This is a genomic window from Streptomyces sporangiiformans, from assembly GCF_005768555.2.
Lineage (GTDB): Bacteria > Actinomycetota > Actinomycetes > Streptomycetales > Streptomycetaceae > Streptomyces > Streptomyces sporangiiformans.
In genome coordinates this window covers 13631-29762 of the sequence record NZ_VCHX02000326.1, presented here as the reverse complement: position 1 = coordinate 29762, position 16132 = coordinate 13631, and the positions used below count along the sequence as shown (strand labels likewise).

15 protein-coding genes are annotated in these 16132 nt (G+C 71.2%); 10 read left to right on the top strand and 5 right to left on the bottom strand.

All coding sequences use genetic code 11. The annotated features are described in order from the left end of the window. Window positions 1–85: 85 nt before the first annotated feature. A complete protein-coding gene (locus tag FGD71_RS41125; protein ID WP_119105679.1) occupies window positions 86–706 on the bottom strand; it encodes a TetR/AcrR family transcriptional regulator in 621 nt (206 codons plus the stop codon). Between the two features lie 217 nt (window positions 707–923). Between FGD71_RS41125 and FGD71_RS41120 the strand changes: the two genes are divergently transcribed. From FGD71_RS41120 to FGD71_RS41085, 8 genes are all read left to right on the top strand, one after another. Continuing rightward, the gene (locus FGD71_RS41120) at window positions 924–1856 is read left to right on the top strand and encodes an alpha/beta hydrolase (protein WP_119105678.1); all 933 of its coding nucleotides are present in this window, start codon (window positions 924–926) and stop codon (window positions 1854–1856) included. 250 nt (window positions 1857–2106) lie between these two features. Continuing rightward, window positions 2107–3126 (top strand): alpha/beta hydrolase, encoded by a 1020-nt coding sequence (locus FGD71_RS41115; RefSeq protein ID WP_119105683.1) that lies wholly within the window; start codon window positions 2107–2109, stop codon window positions 3124–3126. Continuing rightward, window positions 3119–4312: an acyltransferase family protein gene (locus FGD71_RS41110; RefSeq protein WP_240437023.1), complete on the top strand. Its 1194-nt coding sequence runs from the start codon at window positions 3119–3121 to the stop codon at window positions 4310–4312. Before FGD71_RS41115 ends, FGD71_RS41110 begins: the two co-directional genes overlap by 8 nt. Before the next feature lie 142 nt (window positions 4313–4454). Beyond that, a complete protein-coding gene (locus FGD71_RS41105) occupies window positions 4455–5801 on the top strand; it encodes a sensor histidine kinase (RefSeq protein WP_119105681.1) in 1347 nt (448 codons plus the stop codon). Beyond that, the gene (locus FGD71_RS41100; RefSeq protein ID WP_119105677.1) at window positions 5798–6472 is read left to right on the top strand and encodes a response regulator; all 675 of its coding nucleotides are present in this window, start codon (window positions 5798–5800) and stop codon (window positions 6470–6472) included. Before FGD71_RS41105 ends, FGD71_RS41100 begins: the two co-directional genes overlap by 4 nt. 106 nt (window positions 6473–6578) lie before the next feature. After that, window positions 6579–7922 carry a sensor histidine kinase gene (locus FGD71_RS41095; protein WP_119105680.1) on the top strand — a complete coding sequence of 448 codons (1344 nt, stop codon included), beginning with the start codon at window positions 6579–6581 and terminating at the stop codon, window positions 7920–7922. Next, the gene (locus FGD71_RS41090) at window positions 7919–8584 is read left to right on the top strand and encodes a response regulator (protein WP_119105676.1); all 666 of its coding nucleotides are present in this window, start codon (window positions 7919–7921) and stop codon (window positions 8582–8584) included. Before FGD71_RS41095 ends, FGD71_RS41090 begins: the two co-directional genes overlap by 4 nt. A 104-nt stretch (window positions 8585–8688) precedes the next feature. Further along, window positions 8689–9906, top strand: coding sequence for a cytochrome P450 (locus FGD71_RS41085; protein ID WP_119105675.1), 1218 nt, complete (start codon window positions 8689–8691; stop codon window positions 9904–9906). A gap of 72 nt (window positions 9907–9978) precedes the next feature. Here the strand turns inward: FGD71_RS41085 and FGD71_RS41080 are convergent, their stop codons facing one another. Together FGD71_RS41080 and FGD71_RS41075 are read right to left on the bottom strand one after the other, a co-directional pair. Next, the gene (locus tag FGD71_RS41080) at window positions 9979–11598 is read right to left on the bottom strand and encodes an ABC transporter permease (protein WP_119105674.1); all 1620 of its coding nucleotides are present in this window, start codon (window positions 11596–11598) and stop codon (window positions 9979–9981) included. Continuing rightward, entirely contained in the window at window positions 11595–12608 is a 1014-nt protein-coding gene (locus FGD71_RS41075) for an ABC transporter ATP-binding protein (RefSeq protein WP_119105673.1), read from the bottom strand. Before FGD71_RS41075 ends, FGD71_RS41080 begins: the two co-directional genes overlap by 4 nt. Window positions 12609–12709: 101 nt before the next feature. Here FGD71_RS41075 and FGD71_RS41070 point away from each other — a divergent pair, with 101 nt between their 5' ends. Beyond that, window positions 12710–13207, top strand: a complete 498-nt coding sequence (locus tag FGD71_RS41070; protein WP_119105672.1) for a GbsR/MarR family transcriptional regulator — start codon at window positions 12710–12712, stop codon at window positions 13205–13207. A gap of 9 nt (window positions 13208–13216) precedes the next feature. Here FGD71_RS41070 and FGD71_RS41065 read toward each other — a convergent pair whose 3' ends face one another. Further along, entirely contained in the window at window positions 13217–14122 is a 906-nt protein-coding gene (locus tag FGD71_RS41065) for a diacylglycerol kinase family protein (RefSeq protein WP_119105671.1), read from the bottom strand. A 187-nt stretch (window positions 14123–14309) separates the two neighbouring features. Here FGD71_RS41065 and FGD71_RS41060 point away from each other — a divergent pair, with 187 nt between their 5' ends. Continuing rightward, window positions 14310–15593, top strand: a complete 1284-nt coding sequence (locus FGD71_RS41060) for an adenylosuccinate synthase (protein ID WP_119105670.1) — start codon at window positions 14310–14312, stop codon at window positions 15591–15593. On the opposite strand, the gene FGD71_RS41055 is transcribed toward FGD71_RS41060, so the two are convergent. Continuing rightward, window positions 15586–16059, bottom strand: coding sequence for a Uma2 family endonuclease (locus FGD71_RS41055; protein ID WP_338120108.1), 474 nt, complete (start codon window positions 16057–16059; stop codon window positions 15586–15588). The two genes, FGD71_RS41060 and FGD71_RS41055, sit on opposite strands and share 8 nt — an antisense overlap. Window positions 16060–16132 lie beyond the last annotated feature (73 nt).

The window sequence follows — 16132 nt, the reverse complement described above, 5'->3', positions numbered from 1 at the left end:
CGAGGCCGTCAGGCCGATACCGGGGGTCTGGGGGCGGAGCCCCCAGGTACAGGATGGGACGGGTAGGGGCGGCGGGGGCGAAAACCTACGGCGGTGACGCCGAGAGGCCGACGTACACCCCCGCCGCCGCCGCGGCGACCGCGGCCTCCGCGGCCCGGTCGGCATCGGCCGGCCCGGGGGCGACCCCCGTGGTGAGCAACGCGTAGTACAGGGGCGCCGAGACCGCCCGCACGACCTCGGACGGGTCCGTCCCCACCGGCAACTCCCCGCGCGCGACGGCCTGTTCGACACAGGGCGCCCACTCGGCCACCCGTACGTCGTAGAAGCGGCGCAGCGCCGACGCCGTACGGGAGTCGCAGGCCGCGGCGGCGATGACGGCCCGGAAGAGGGCCCCCTGCCGGGGGTCGGCCAGCGTCCGTTGCACGAGGGCGGCGTTGGCGCGGAGGTCGTCGCGCACGGCCCCCGTCTCCGTGCGCGGCAGCGACTGCTCGGCCATGTCCGTGAGCAGATCGGCGACGAGTCCCGTCACCGTCCCCCACCGCCGGTACACCGTGGTCTTGCCGACCTCGGCGCGCCGCGCGACATCCGCGAGGTCCAGGTGCGCGAACCCCCGCTCGGCGAGTACGTCTCCCGCCGCCCGCAACACGGCGGCACGCACGCGTGCGGTACGTCCCCCGGGGCGGACGGTGCCGGGCTCGGTGGACATGGCGGCCTCCTGGGTACGGATTCATGGCCCCTTCATGGCCCCGTATGACTCCGCAACTGTAACGAAACGGCAGAACCGTTTAAGAAGCTCACCGGGACGCCCTCACCCAGCGTGACAACCCCTTGTCGGCGCACGTCACGGGCCTGGTACCGTCCCCGCCAACGGCCGAACCCACCCCTGGTCCGCCAATTCCGTTTCACCGCTGAGAGGTTGGAGCATGCCGGACGCCGCAGACGCCGCAGACGCCGCGGAGGAACAGTCGGCCTTCTCGCACCCGCCGGTCGACCCCGACACCACCGCCGCGTACGGCGACCACCCCGACCAGGTCATCGACTTCTACGCCCCGCGCGGAGTCGAGGAACCGGCCGAGCAGGCCCCGCTCGTCGTCGTCCTGCACGGCGGCGCCTGGCGGGCCCCGTACGACCGCCGGCACGTCACGCCGTTCGCGCACTTCCTGGCCCGGCGGGGCTTCGCCGTGGCCAATGTCGAGTACCGGCGCGGTGCCGAGCCCGCCGCAGGGCAGGGCGTCGAGGGGCAGGCCGTCGAGGAGCAGGCCGTCGAGGAGCAGGAGGTCGCGGGGCAGGCCCTCGCGGGGCGCTGGCCGGACACCTTCGACGATGTCGCGGCCGCGCTCGACGCGCTCCCCGACCTCGTACGAGAGGCCCTCCCGCAGGCCGACCCGCGCCGCATGGTGCTCACCGGCCACTCGGCGGGCGGGCACCTCGCGCTGTGGGCCGCCGCCCGCCATCTGCTGCCCGCGGACGCTCCCTGGCGCATCGACCGGCCCGCCCGGCTGCGCGGCGTCGTCGCACTCGCCCCGATCGCCGACTTCACGGTCGCCGAGAAGCTGAACGTGTGTGCCGGGGCGGCTCTCCAACTGCTGGGTGGAGAAGAACTGTTCGCCGAGCGGCAGCCGTACGCCGATCCCGCCCTCCTGCTGCCCACCGGCATCGCCACCACTGTGGTGCAGGGCCGCACGGACGTCGTCGTGCCCCAGGCCGTCGCTGAGGCGTACGCGGACGCGTCGGCGAAGGCCGGCGAGATGGTGGGGCTCACGCTCCTCGAAGACGTGGGGCACTTCCCGCTGATCGACCCTGCGGCGGACGCGTGCGCGGTGGTGGCGGAGGAGATCGCGCAGCTCGCCTGGTAGGCGATGGGCGTGTGGACGCGTGGACGCGTAAGTCCGCCCTGCCACTGTCGGCGATACCCGCGACACAGCGAACGCGACACAGCGATACCCGAAAGACCAGCGATACCCGCAACAAAGGGATACCCGTAATACCTGAGAGCTACGGCGCAGGTGAGCTCCCTGGCGGGACGCCGACCACAAGGTCGCGTCCGTAATTTCCTCTCCAGTGAGGCCCGATGGGCGGGTCGGCGGGCGGGGAGGGATGGGCGTCATGGGTCTGAGGGGGAGGCCGCGGCCGGATGCGCCGACGGATCCGGTGGGCCGACTGCGGCGCGGGCTGCTTGCCGCGCTGGTCACGGCCGCTGTCGTTGTCCCCGTCTCCGCCGCGGCCGCGCACCCGGGGGTCCCGGCCCCCGCGCCGGCTCGTGTCACGGCGGTGCGCGCGGCGACGCTGGACGACGCGTATGCAGCCAACCGTGCGAATGCCGCGGAGGCGGCCCGTATGGCCGCTGACGACGGCGCCCGCCACCGCGCGGCCGCGGTCCGCTCCATGGCGGCCCCGGGGCGCCACTTCCTCTCCTTCGACGCCCGCGGCTCCGGCCGGGCTGTCGAGGTATTCGGCGACCTGGCGAAGGCCGAGCGCGTGGCCGTACTCGTGCCCGGCTCCGACACGAGCCTGGACACATACGAGCGCTTCCGCGCGGGGGCTCTCGCCCTGCACGAGCGGCTCGGGAAGCGTGCCGCGGTCGTCGCCTGGCTCGGCTACGAGACCCCCGGCACCATAAGCCCCGCGGTTCTCACCACGGGCCGGGGCAAGAGCGCGGCTCCCGCACTTCGCGGGTTCATACGTGAGGTGTCGTCCCTGAATCCACGCGCCCAGGTCTCCCTCCTGTGCCACTCGTACGGGACGGTCGTGTGCGCACAGGCGGCCGAGGGAGCCTCTCGAGGCTCCGGCGCCTCAGGCCGGCGGGGCGGTCTCGACGTCTCCGACATCGTGCTTTTCGGCAGCCCCGGGACCGGCGCGGACTCAGTCGCCGAACTGCACACGGACGCCCGCGTGTGGGCGGGGCGAGGCGCCGACGACTGGATCGAGGAGGTCCCGCACACCAAGGCCGACCTGTTCGGCACCACGGTCGGCCTGGGCACCGACCCGGTGTCGCCGGGTTTCGGCGCCCGCGTGTTCGCGGCGGGCGACGGCGGCCACAGCGACTACCTCAAGCCGGGCTCGGTGTCCCTGGACAACCTGGCCAGGATCGTCCTCGGTGACGCTTCGGCGGTGACCCGTGCGTGAGGTGGCCCGCCGTCTGCGTCTGGGTGCCGACCGGATCGACGCGGCGACGCCGCCCGGCCGCGACCGTTCTGTCGACGCCCTGCGCGCCGTCGCGATACTCGGCGTCGTACTCGGCCACTGGCTGGTCACGGCACTGGTCGCGGACGGCGGCGCACTGCGTACGTCGAGCCCGCTGGCGCACATGCCCTGGCTGGCCCCGGTCTCCTGGGTCTTCCAGACGCTCGCCGTGTTCTTTCTGGTGGGCGGGCATGTGGCCACCAAGGGGTACGAGTCGGCGCGGGCCCGGGGCACGACGTACGGGCAGTGGCTGGGCACGCGGATGTCCCGCCTGTTCCGGCCGGTGGCCGCCGTGCTGGGGCTGTGGACGGTGGCAGCGCTCTGCCTGCTCGCGACGGGGACGGGCGTGGCGACGGTTCACACGTTGCTGAAGCTTGTCCTGTCGCCCCTGTGGTTCCTGCTGGTCTTCGCGGGCTTGACGGCCGTGACCCCGCTCGTGGCCCGAGTCAACCCGCTGTGGCCGCTGGCCGTCGTTCTCCACGTGGACCTCATACGCTTCGGGTTCGGCTTCACTCCGGCCTGGCTGGGCTGGATCAACGTGGCGGCGGGCTGGCTGGTGCCGTACACGCTGGGCGCGGCCTGGACGCGGGGTGAGCTCACCCGGCGCTCCGGCTGGGTGCTGCTCACCGGCGGCGCGGTGACGACCGCGGTGCTCGTCGCGTGGTGCGGCTACCCGGCGTCGATGGTCGGCGTTCCCGGAGCCACGCTCTCCAACCTCGACCCGCCGACCCTGGCCGCGGTCACCTTCGGCCTGGCCCAGTGCGGCCTGGCCCTGCTGCTCAGGGAGCCGCTGCGCCGAGTGACGCGGCGACCCATGGCCTGGGCGGCGGTGGCGTTCGTCAACCTCTCCGCGATGACGATTTTCCTCTGGCACCAGACGGCACTGATGTCCGTCACCGCGACGGGCCTTGCCGTGGGCCGGCTCCCTGGCCTGCACACCACACCGGACAACCTGACCTGGGTGGCGGCCCGCCTGGCCTGGCTCCCGCTCTTCACCCTCGCCCTCATGGTCTGCTGGGCCGCCTTTCGGTCCTACGAGCAGGGAGGGCGCCGTCGCGGCGAGCGACCGTCGCGCGTGGTGCACGTCCACCGTGGCACGGCGGAAGGGAGGAGGGCCCGCAGTGCCTAGGGTTGCTCGCGGCGACGGCGCGGAGAACGAGGAGGTGAGGGCTGTGGACAACACGCTTTCCGTCATTCATCAGGGTCTGCGCACCTTCCTTCGTACGGTCCGCGACGATCTGTGGACGTTCGCTCCCGACCCGCTGCCGCCGATGTCGCGGCCCCGGTGGTTGCGCCGGTTGCCGCATGTCGTGGTGGTCGTGGCAGCCGTGGTCGCGGCCATCGCCAACGCGGACGAGATGGGCGATCGGTACGAACTGGGCGTGGAGTTCGGCACGTCGACCGCGCTCGTGCAGAGCGCCGCCGTGGTGCTCGCACTCTGGTTCCCCGTTCCGGCGCTGTGGCTGTCGCTGTCCGCCACCGCCGTGGCCGCAATGGGTGCGCGGCCGCATTTTCTGCCCGGTGAACCGGCGGAGTACTGGCCCTGGGGAGCACCCGGCCTGATCGCACACGCCATCGTCCTGCTGCTGCTCGCCCTCCGGGCGCCCACGCGCGCGGCGGCTGAGGCACTGGCCCTGACGGGACTGCTGACATACGTCATCCAGGGCCTCATCGGCGCTGTCAACTACGCCCCCACCGGCATGCTCGCCGTGGTGGTGTTCTCCAGTGTCGTCCTCGTCGGCACCGCCCAGCGCGGCCGCCGTGAGGCACGTACCGAGCTGGTCGAGCAGGCCTCGCTGACCGCCGAGGAGCGCGCCCGCCGCACACTCCTGGAGGAGCGCAACCGCATCGCCCGTGAGCTGCACGACGTGGTCGCCCACCACATGTCGGTCATCTCCATCCAGGCCCAGGTCGCGCCCCACCTGGTCGAGAACCCTTCCGACGAACTCCGGGAGAACCTCGACGGGATCCGGCAGAACGCCCTGGAGGCGCTCGCCGAGCTGCGTCGCGTCCTCGGCGTGCTGCGCTCCGAGAACCCCGACGACCCGTACGGTCTCGGCGCCCCCGGCACCGGAGCCGCCCCCGACGCACCCCAACCCACCCTCGACCGCCTCGACGTGCTCGTCGAGAACACCCGAGCCGCCGGACTGACGGTGACCACGCAGACCAGCGGCGAACCGCTCCCGTTGCCGCCGGGTGTGGAACTGTCCGCGTATCGCATCGTGCAGGAGTCGCTCAGCAACGCGCTGCGGCACGCGCCGGGTTCCGTGGTGCGGGTGGAGCTCACGCATGTCCCGCGCGGCCTCCGGATCCGGGTCGTCAACTCCGAGCCCCGGCACCCGGCCCCGCCGTCACCGGGCGCCGGGCACGGGCTGCTGGGGATGCGGGAGCGCGCCGCCATGCTCGGTGGGACCCTCTTGGCGAGGGAGACTTCGAGCGGCGGCTTCACGGTGGTGGCCTTCCTGCCACGCGCCGGGACAGCCATGCGCGACGACTCCGCGGACGACCCCGCTCACTTTGCGGACGAGCCCGCTCACTTTGCGGACGAGTCCGCTCACGAGTCCGCTCGCGACTCCGCCCCTGACAACTCCACAGATCCCACGGGAGAGACTCCATGACGAGCGGCACCATCCGCGTACTCATCGCCGACGACCAGCAGATGGTGCGGCAGGGCTTCTCGGTGCTGCTCAACACCAAGCCCGACATCGAGGTGGTCGGCCAGGCGGTCGACGGCCTGGACGCGGTTGCCAAGGTCGCCGAACTCGTCCCGGACGTCGTCCTGATGGACATCCGCATGCCCGAGCTCGGCGGCATCGAGGCCACCCGTCTCATCATCCGCGACAGACCGCAGATCAGAGTCCTGGTGCTGACCACCTTCGACCTCGACGAGTACGTGTACGACGCGCTGCGCGCCGGCGCCTCCGGGTTTCTGCTCAAGGACGCGTCCGCCGATCAACTGGCCGAGGCGGTCAGGGTGGTGGCCGCCGGTGACGCACTGCTCGCACCCGGGATCACGCGGCGCCTCATCGCGCAGTTCTCCCGCCTCGACGGCGCTCCCCGCGCCCCGCTCAAGGAACGCGTCGGCGACCTGACCGAGCGGGAGACGGAGGTCCTCGCCCTCATCGCGCAGGGCCTGTCGAACGCCGAGATCGCCGAGCGGCTCGTGGTCGCCGAGCAGACCGTGAAGACCCATGTGGGCCGCATCCTGGTGAAACTGGGTCTGCGGGACCGCACGCAGGCGGCGGTGTTCGCGTACGAGTCGGGGCTGGTACGTCCCTCCGGGTACTGACGGGGTGAGGGCCGCCCCGGCGGTACCCGTAGTACCTGAGACGGACGCCGAAGGACCCTTCTCACTGGTGACGACCGCGACCCCGGTGTCCGCTTACCTTTTGAACGTGACCGAGACGCCCCAGACGCAGACGACGCCCCCGCAGGGCGGAGACAAGCCGCACAGCCCTGAGTACCGGCTGGCCCAGGACGCCCTGCGCGGGCTGCGGCAGGACCTGTTCCACGATGCGTTCGCCTACCGCCCGCTGCCGCGCATGCGTGTGGACGGCCCGATCAGCCGGCGGCTGCCGGGACGCCTGCGGGAGTACGCGGTATGGGCCCCGCACGCCGTGGTGGCGGCGATCGGCGTCTGGGTGATGCTCTTCGCGGACGCCACGAACGAAGCTGGGGATTTCGGGGGGATGGTCACCGGCATCCTCTCGTTGGCCGCGATCCTGCTGACCCTCGTCAGGCCGGTCGGCGCCTTCTGGGCCTCGTTCGCGGTGACACCGGTCACCGCGGTGATCGGCACCACCTGGGGGAACTGGCCGTGGCTGCCCGGGGCCTTCGCGACGCACCTGGTCGTCCTCACGGTCGTGGCGATCCGCACACGGCCCCGTACCGCCGCCTGGATGTGGGCGCTGACGGCGGTCTACGGGATTCTCGCCGAGGCCGTCTTCGGGTCCGGCCATTACGGCACCAACAGCCCGACGATGCTGCTGAGCTCCGCACTGATCCTGCTGTTCGTCGCAGTCCTGCACATACGTCGCACGGCCGAGCAGGAGGTCACCGCCCAGCAGACCGTCACGGCACATGAGCGCTCCAAGCGCACCCTCCTCGAAGAGCGCACCACCATCGCCCGTGAGCTGCACGACGTGGTCGCCCACCACATGTCGGTGGTCGCGATCCAGGCCGAGGCCGCGCCGTACCGCGTGGAGAACCCCCCGCCGGAACTGGAGCACGCGTTCGCGGTCATACGGGAGAACGCGGTGATCGCGCTCTCCGAGCTGCGCCGGGTTCTCGGCGTCGTCCGCGCGGAGGACTACGAGGCGCCCGAGGCCCCGCAGCCGACCCTCACCGACCTGGACGGGCTGCTGACCAATGTGCGCAACGCGGGCCTGACCGTCGAGAAGGTGGTCACCGGAGCCGTGCGCGAACTCCCGCAGGGCATAGAACTGTCCGCGTACCGAATAGTCCAGGAGGCGCTCAGCAACAGCCTGCGGCACGCGCCGGGCGCCTCGGCCCGCGTCGAGATCGGCTATGTGCTGGGTGGTCTGGGGCTGCGGATCGTGAACGGTCCGGCGACCGGGCTGGTCAAGCCGTCACCCGGGGCGGGGCACGGCGTCACGGGGATGCGGGAGCGGGTGTCGATGCTGAACGGCGAGATGACGGCGGGCGCGACGGACGACGGGGGATACGAGGTGGCGGTCTTCCTGCCGGTGCCCGCGTCCGCCACGGAGGACTCGGCATGACCATCCGGGTGCTGATCGCCGACGACCAGATGATGGTCCGCGAAGGGTTCTCGGTGCTGCTCGGCGCGATGCCGGACATCGAGGTCGTCGGAGAGGCGGTCAACGGGCGCGACGCGGTGGAGCGGGTGCGGGAGCTCTCCCCCGACGTGGTGCTGATGGACATCCGTATGCCCGAACTCAACGGTATCGAGGCGACCCGCGAGATCGTCGCCGCGGACGGCGGCGCCAAGGTGCTGGTGCTGACCACGTTCGACCTCGACGAGTACGTGTATCAGGCGTTGCGCGCCGGGGCGTCGGGCTTCCTCCTGAAGGACGCCTCCGCTCGTCAACTCGCGGACGGGGTGCGGGTGGTGGCGGCCGGCGAGGCGCTGCTCGCGCCCTCCGTCACCAAGCGGCTGATCACGGAGTTCTCGAAGCTGTCGGACGAACCGCGCCTGTCGGCCACCGCTCGGGCGGCGTACGGCGATCTGACCGACCGGGAGACGGAGGTGCTGGTGCTCATCGCGCAGGGACTGTCCAACGCGGAGATCGCCGAGCGGCTCGTGGTCGCCGAGTCGACGATCAAGACACATGTGAGCCGCGTCCTGGTGAAGCTGGGCCTGCGGGACCGCACGCAGGCGGCGGTGTTCGCGTACGAGGCGAGGCTGGTCACCCCGGGGTGAGAGGCCTGCCGCTCCGGCCAGACCGGCAGGCGGTGGCCGGAGGCTCTCGCGAATGGTGGCCGGAGGCTCTGGCGGGTGGTGGCGCGGCAGGTTAGCGTCCGGGCATGGCTGCCCGTTCCGACCTCGCCTTCGACCCCTGGGATCCCGCGTTCGTCGCCGATCCCTACCCCGCCTACACCGAGCTGCGTGACCGGGGCCGTGTGCACTACTACGAGCCCAGCGACCAGTGGCTGGTGCCGCACCACGCGGACGTGTCGGCGCTGCTGCGTGACCGGCGGCTGGGGCGGACGTATCAGCACCGGTTCACGCACGAGGACTTCGGGCGTACGGCGCCGCCGGCCGAGCACGAGCCGTTCCATGTGCTCAACGACCACGGCATGCTCGACCTGGAGCCGCCGGACCACACGCGCATCCGGCGCCTGGTCTCCAAGGCGTTCACCCCGCGCACCGTCGAGGGCCTGCGCCCGTACGTCCACAAGCTGGCGAACGAGCTGGTCGCGGGCCTCGTCGCGGACTGTGGCGGCGATCTGCTGACGGTGGTCGCCGAGCCGCTGCCCGTCGCGGTGATCGCCGAAATGCTGGGCATCCCGGAATCCGACCGGGCGCCGCTGCGCCCGTGGTCGGCGGACATCTGCGGCATGTACGAGCTGAATCCTTCGGAGGAGACAGCGGCGAGGGCGGTCCGGGCGTCGGTGGAGTTCACCGAGTATCTGCGGGAGTTGATCGCGGCCCGGCGCAAGGAGCCGGGCGACGACCTCATCTCGGCGCTGATCGCCGCGTACGACGAGGGGGATCGCCTCAGTGAGCAGGAGATGATCTCCACGTGCGTGCTGCTGCTCAACGCGGGCCACGAGGCGACGGTGAACGCCACGGTCAACGGCTGGTGGGCGCTGTTCCGCAACCCCGGCCAGCTGGCGGCGCTCCGCTCCGACCGCGGACTGTTGTCCACAGCTGTGGAAGAACTGATGCGGTACGACACACCCCTCCAGCTCTTCGAGCGGTGGGTGCTGGACGAGATCGAGATCGACGGCACGGTGATCCCGCGGGGCAGCGAGGTGGCTCTGCTCTTCGGCTCCGCCAACCACGACCCGGCGGTCTTCGCCCGGCCCGAGCGGCTCGACCTCGCCCGTCCGGAGAATCCCCATATCTCGTTCAGCGCCGGCATCCACTACTGCATCGGCGCACCCCTGGCCCGTATCGAACTGGCCGCGTCCCTGGGCGCGTTGCTCGACCGGGCCCCGGACCTCCGACTGGCCGCCGAGCCGGAGCGCAAGCCGAACTTCGTCATCCGCGGGCTGAAGGAGCTGCTCGTGGAGCTCTGACGCCGTCCGCGGCCCGGCGGCGTCAGAGCCCACAGCCCACAGGCTCACTTGCTCACCGGTTCAGGACCGCAGTCAGGTGGTCATGTCACGCCGTCGCAGGGCCGCGAGGCCCCCGGCGACCAGTGCGGCGGCGATCGCCGTGAGGACCAGGACCGGTGTCCAGGCCATCTCGCCGCCCGGCAGCTTCGGAAGGTGGCCGAAGGGGGAGAGGTCCAGCACGGTCTCGGGCAGATCGAGCGCGGGGCCGATCCAGCCGATGAGCAGCACGGCACCCGCCACGCCCCACGCCCCCAGCGCCAGGTGTGGCGACGCGCCGTGCAGCAGTACCGCGAGGCCGCCGATCGCCCAGATCGCGGGGACCTGGACCAGGGACGCGCCCAGGATGGGGCCGAGGTCCTGGCCGTAGCCGACGGCGAGCCCGAGCCCGCCGAGCAGCATGATCAGCGCGGCTCCGCCGAAGGCGATGCCCAGATGCCCGGCCGCCCAGCGCAGCCGGCCCACCGCGTTGGCGAGCACCGGCTCGGCCCGCTGCGAGGTCTCCTCGCCGTGCAGCCGCAGCACGGACTGGACGATGTAGAGCGCGGCGACCATGCCCAGCATGCCGACCATCGTGGCGAGGAACGCGTCCGTGATCCCGGACTGGCCGCCCATCCGCTCGATGATCTCGCGTGTCCGGTCGTTGTCGCCGACGAGATCCGTCGCCCCCTTGGTGATCGAGCCGAAGGCCGCCCCGGAGGCGAGGAACCCGAGACTCCAGCCGAGCACACTGCCCCGCTGCAGCCGCCAGGCCAGCGCGTCCGCCGTACCGAGGCGGCCGACGGCGGGGCCCGGCCGGGTCGGCAGGAAGCTCATGCCGACATCCCGGCGGCCGGCCAGCTCGTACGCGGCCAGGCCCTGGATCGCGACGGCCGCCACGAACAGCGCGAGCACCCACCAGCGTTCGCCGGCGAAGGCCCGCAGGTTCTCCAGCCAGCCGATCGGCGACAGCCAGGTCAGCATGGACGAACCGTCGTCCGAGGCCGAGTCCCCGGCCGCGCGCAGCACGAACGCCGCGCCCAGCACCCCGCCCGTCAGTCCCTTCGCGAGCCGCGCGCTCTCCGTGAGCTGCGCGACGATCGCCGCCATGGTCGCGAAGACCATGCCGACACCGGCCGTGCCGAGCCCGAGCGCCAGCGCGCCCGAGGCGCCCTGCCCCGCGAGGCCGCCCGCGATGAGCAGCGCGAGCGCCGCGTTCGCCACGAACGCCGCCAGCAGCGCCGCGGTCAGCGGGGCCCGCCGCCCCACCATCGCCGACGAGACCATCTCCTGCCGTCCGCTCTCCTCCTCGTCCCGGGTGTGCCGCACGACGATGAGCAGGCTCATGATCCCGGCGAACAGCCCGGCGAACACGCCGATGCGCCAGGCCACCAGGCCGCCGAGCGAGTCGCTGAACACCGGCCCGTACGTGGCGCGCAGCGAGCTGTTGGTCAGCATCTGTCGGGCCACGTCGGCGCGTTCGGCGGCGGTGGAGTACACGCTCTCCAGCGAGCCGGGCATGGAGAGCACCATCAGGGCGATGACCGCCACCCACAGCGGGATCATCACCCGGTCGCGGCGCAGCGCGAGCCTCAACAGGGCGCCCGTGCCCGCGAGCTGACGTGACCTGCCGGCCGGCCGTGGGGCGAACCGCGTATCCGACGTCAGCGCGGTCATCGTGACACCGCCTCGTCCGTGCTGCTTCCGGAGCCGGAGCGTCCTGTGCCGCGTGCGCCACGTTCGCCATGTGCGCCGCTTGCGTCGCGGGTGTCGGCTGGGTCGTCCCCGTCGTCCTGGTAGTGCCTCAGGAACAGTTCCTCCAGCGTCGGCGGTGTCGAGGTCAGCGACCGTACGCCCGAGCCGGTCAGGGACTTCAGCACCGCGTCCAGCCGGTCGGACTCGACCTGGAGCTTCACGCGGCTGCCCTGCCCCGTCCCCATGTGCTGGATGTCGAGGTCGTGAACGCCGGGCAGGCGCGAGAGGCCGTTGGGCGGGCCCGCGAGTTCGGCGGTGACGCTCGTACGGGTCAGATGGCGCAGGTCGGCGAGCGATCCGCTCTCGACGGTGGCGCCCTTGCGGATGATGCTCACGCGGTCGCAGAGCTCCTCGACCTCGCTGAGGATGTGCGAGGACAGCAGGACCGTCCTGCCGCGTTCGCGCTCTTCCTGCACGCAGCTCTGGAAGACCTCCTCCATCAGCGGGTCGAGGCCGGAGGTCGGTTCGTCCAGGATCAGCAGATCGACGTCCGAGGCGAAGGCGGCGACGAGGGCCACCTTCTGGCGGTTGCCCTTGGAGTACGTGCGCCCCTTCTTCGTCGGGTCGAGTTCGAACCGCTCGATCAGATCGGCCCGCCGCGCCTTGTCGAGGCCTCCGCGCAGCCGCCCGAACAGGTCGATGACCTCGCCGCCGGACAGGTTCCGCCACAGCGTCACGTCGCCGGGGACGTACGCGACCCGGCGGTGCAACTCCACCGCGTCGGCCCACGGGTCCCGGCCGAGTACCTGCGTGGCGCCGGCGTCCGCGCGCAGCAGGCCCAGCAGGACCCGGATGGTGGTGGACTTCCCGGCGCCGTTCGGGCCGAGGAAGCCGTGGACCTCACCGGTCTCGACGTCCAGGTCGAGGCCGTCCAGCGCATGCGTCTTGCCGAACGACTTGTGCAGTCCGGAGACGGTGATTGCCTTCGTCATGATTCCGAACGTACGCTTCTTTCAGAAATTTGTGAAGTTAAGGAAGCGTATAAACTCGGCCATGTGGTGGTGGGCGCGGGCCCAGGGGAGATGATCGAGGGATGACGGAACTGAGCAAGGCGGCGCGTGACGAGGAGGCGGTCTCGCGCTTCGTGGAGCGCTTCGCGGCGCAGCTGGTGGAAGCCGGGATGCAGCGGATGCCCGCTCGGGTCTTCGGGGCGCTGCTCGCCTCCGACTCCGGCGTCATGACCTCGGCCGAACTCGGCGAGCAGCTCCGGATCAGCCCGGCGGCCGTCTCCGGCGCGGTCCGCTATCTCGCGCAGCAGCACATGGTCACGCGTGAGCGCGAACCAGGATCGCGCCGCGAGCGGTACCGCGTGCACAACAATCAGTGGTACGAGGCGCTCGCCAACCGTGACTCCCTGCTCAAGCGCTGGGAGGACGCCCTCCGCGAGGGCGTCGACAGCCTGGGGTCCACCAGTCCGGCCGGCCGCCGCCTTGCCGAGACCCTCGCCTTCTTCGAGTTCATCCAGGTGGAGCTCAACGACATGCTGGAGCGCTGGCGCGTCCACCGGGAGCAGCTTTTCGAAGACGACTGAGCGGGGCTTTCACGCCGGCAACATGAGCCCCCAGGCCCCCTCCCGGACCGTCCAGGTCCGCGTGAGCACCGGCCCGCTGACCACCTCGTCCGCGCGATAGCGGAAATGCGCGCCCGACACGGTGATGGTCCGGGCGACCGCCTCCATCGGCGCCGCCTCCGCACCCACCGAGGCGGGCCGGACCTCGACCCGCGCGCCTCCGGACCCGCCACTTCCCGAACCCGCCGAACCCGTCCAGCCTCCCGGACTCCCCAGGCCCCCCGGGCCCCCTGGCGTGACCGACACCGCCTCCACCGGCCGGTCGAGATCCACGAGCGTCACCCCGTCCACCTCGACCCGCAGCCGCGCCGGCCCGGGAGCAGCCCCGAGCCCCGGTGCCGCCCGAGCGGGCCGCGCGGCCAGCGTCCGGACGAAGGACGTGCACGTCCGCAGCCAGGGATGCGAGGACTCCTCGGCGGCGTCCTCGGAATCCTGATGGCCCACCGGAGGAATCCGCAGATCCCCCAGGACGACCCCGTCACTGTCGTCCACCAGCATGTCCATCCACCGCTCAGCCCCGTCGAGAACGGCCCGTGCGGCCGCCACCGCCCCCGTGGGCACCCCCAGCGACCGCGCGAGCGACACCGCAGTGCCCACCGGCACGACCGACAGTGCACATCCAGCCAGCTCCCGGCGACGGTGCAAAACGGACACAGCGCGCAGCAAGGTCCGGTCGTCGCCCACGACGACCGGTCTCCGGGACCCGCGCCGGGCCAGTGCCCGGGCGAATTCCTCGGGCCCGTCGGGGAGGCACACTTTCGTGGTCGCACCCCCGCTGAGCACGTCTTTCGCGATCCGTACGGACTCACCGTCTTTGCGACGGGCGACCGGGTCGATGACCAACAGGAGCTGGTCGGAAACCGCCACCTCGGTCATGCCTCGCTTCCTCGGGTAGCATCTTTGTGCAAGAGCCCCTTGCGCTATTGCGCCAGGGGCTTCGTCTATTCCGGGGCATCCGGTCCGACGGGTCGCGGCCAACGAAGGTCGCCGGTGTACGAGGCACACGCTGTGCCACGTACTCCCCTGACCTTGGACATGCCCCACCCGGAAGGGGTGTACGCCTGTGCCCGCACTTGTGCTGCTCGGTGCTCAGTGGGGTGACGAAGGCAAGGGAAAGGCCACCGACCTGCTCGGTGGATCCGTGGACTACGTGGTGCGCTACCAGGGCGGCAACAACGCCGGCCACACGGTGGTCGTGGGCGATCAGAAGTACGCCCTCCACCTCCTCCCTTCCGGAATCCTCTCGCCTGACTGCACACCGGTCATCGGTAACGGTGTCGTCGTCGACCCGTCGGTCCTGCTCTCCGAGCTGAGCGGTCTGAACGAGCGCGGCATCGACACGTCGAAGCTGCTGATCAGCGGTAACGCGCACATCATCACGCCGTACAACGTCACCGTCGACAAGGTGACGGAACGGTTCCTCGGGAAGAGGAAGATCGGCACGACCGGCCGCGGCATCGGGCCGACGTACGCGGACAAGATCAACCGTGTGGGCATCCGCGTCCAGGACCTGTACGACGAGTCGATCCTGGCCCAGAAGGTCGAGGCGGCCCTCGACGCCAAGAACCAGATCCTGACCAAGCTGTACAACCGCCGCGCGATCGCCGCGGACCAGGTCGTCGAGGAACTGCTGGGCTACGCGGAGCAGATCAGGCCGTACGTCGCCGACACCGTTCTGGTCCTCAACCAGGCCCTCGAAGACAACAAGGTCGTCCTCTTCGAAGGCGGCCAGGGCACGCTGCTCGACATCGACCACGGCACATACCCCTTCGTGACGTCGTCGAACCCGACCGCGGGCGGCGCCTGCACGGGCGCGGGCGTGGGCCCGACGAAGATCAGCCGGGTCATCGGCATCCTGAAGGCCTACACGACCCGCGTCGGCGCCGGCCCGTTCCCGACCGAGCTCTTCGACGAGGACGGCGAGGCGCTGCGCCGCATCGGCGGCGAGCGTGGCGTGACGACGGGCCGCGATCGCCGCTGCGGCTGGTTCGACGCGGTCATCGCCCGCTACGCGACCCGCGTGAACGGCCTGACCGACTTCTTCCTCACCAAGCTCGACGTCCTGACCGGCTGGGAGCAGATCCCGGTCTGCGTGGCGTACGAGATCGACGGCACGCGCGTCGAGGAACTCCCGTACTCGCAGACCGACTTCCACCACGCGAAGCCCGTCTACGAGATGCTCCCGGGCTGGTCCGAGGACATCACCAAGGCGAAGACTTTCGCCGACCTCCCCAAGAACGCCCAGGACTACGTCAAGGCGCTGGAGGAGCTGTCGGGGGCGCCGATCTCAGCGATCGGCGTCGGCCCGGGCCGCGACGAGACGATCGAGATCAACTCGTTCATCTGAGTCCGTGCACGTGTGAGGGGCGCCCGGTGGGGCGCCCCTCTGGGGTTTCGCGGGTCAGCCCTTTTTGTCTTCGGCTTCTCCCGGGGCCTGGAACCCGTCCGTGTCGAGCGTGCAGTTGAACGGGGTAGACCGGCACGCCCGCCGATCCGTACGTCGTTACCCTGCTGGTCATGTCGTCGTCCCGAGTGGAGGGCTGGGTCAGCTCGGCGACGAAGGAGAGGCTCTGCCCGTCCATGCGGTTGCTCGTGGTCTCCCAGGTGCGCCGGTGGGTGGCGTGGATGTCGGGGCCATGGGCGCGCTCGGCTTCATGAAACACGTACAACAAGGGGCTGCTGGTGATGCGGTGGTCCTTGGGCAAGTGCGGGCGCAGTTGGTCGCAGATCCGCTCCATGACGAGGGTGTAGTACCCCGGCGGCCACGGCGACACCACGATGCTTTCCCTCAGGTCGCGACGCCAGTTCACCACGCAGGGTATCCGCCCGTTCACCAGAGTGTGCTCACGTTCTCCACATGCCCCACCCTCCCTCGCAGCGCATACT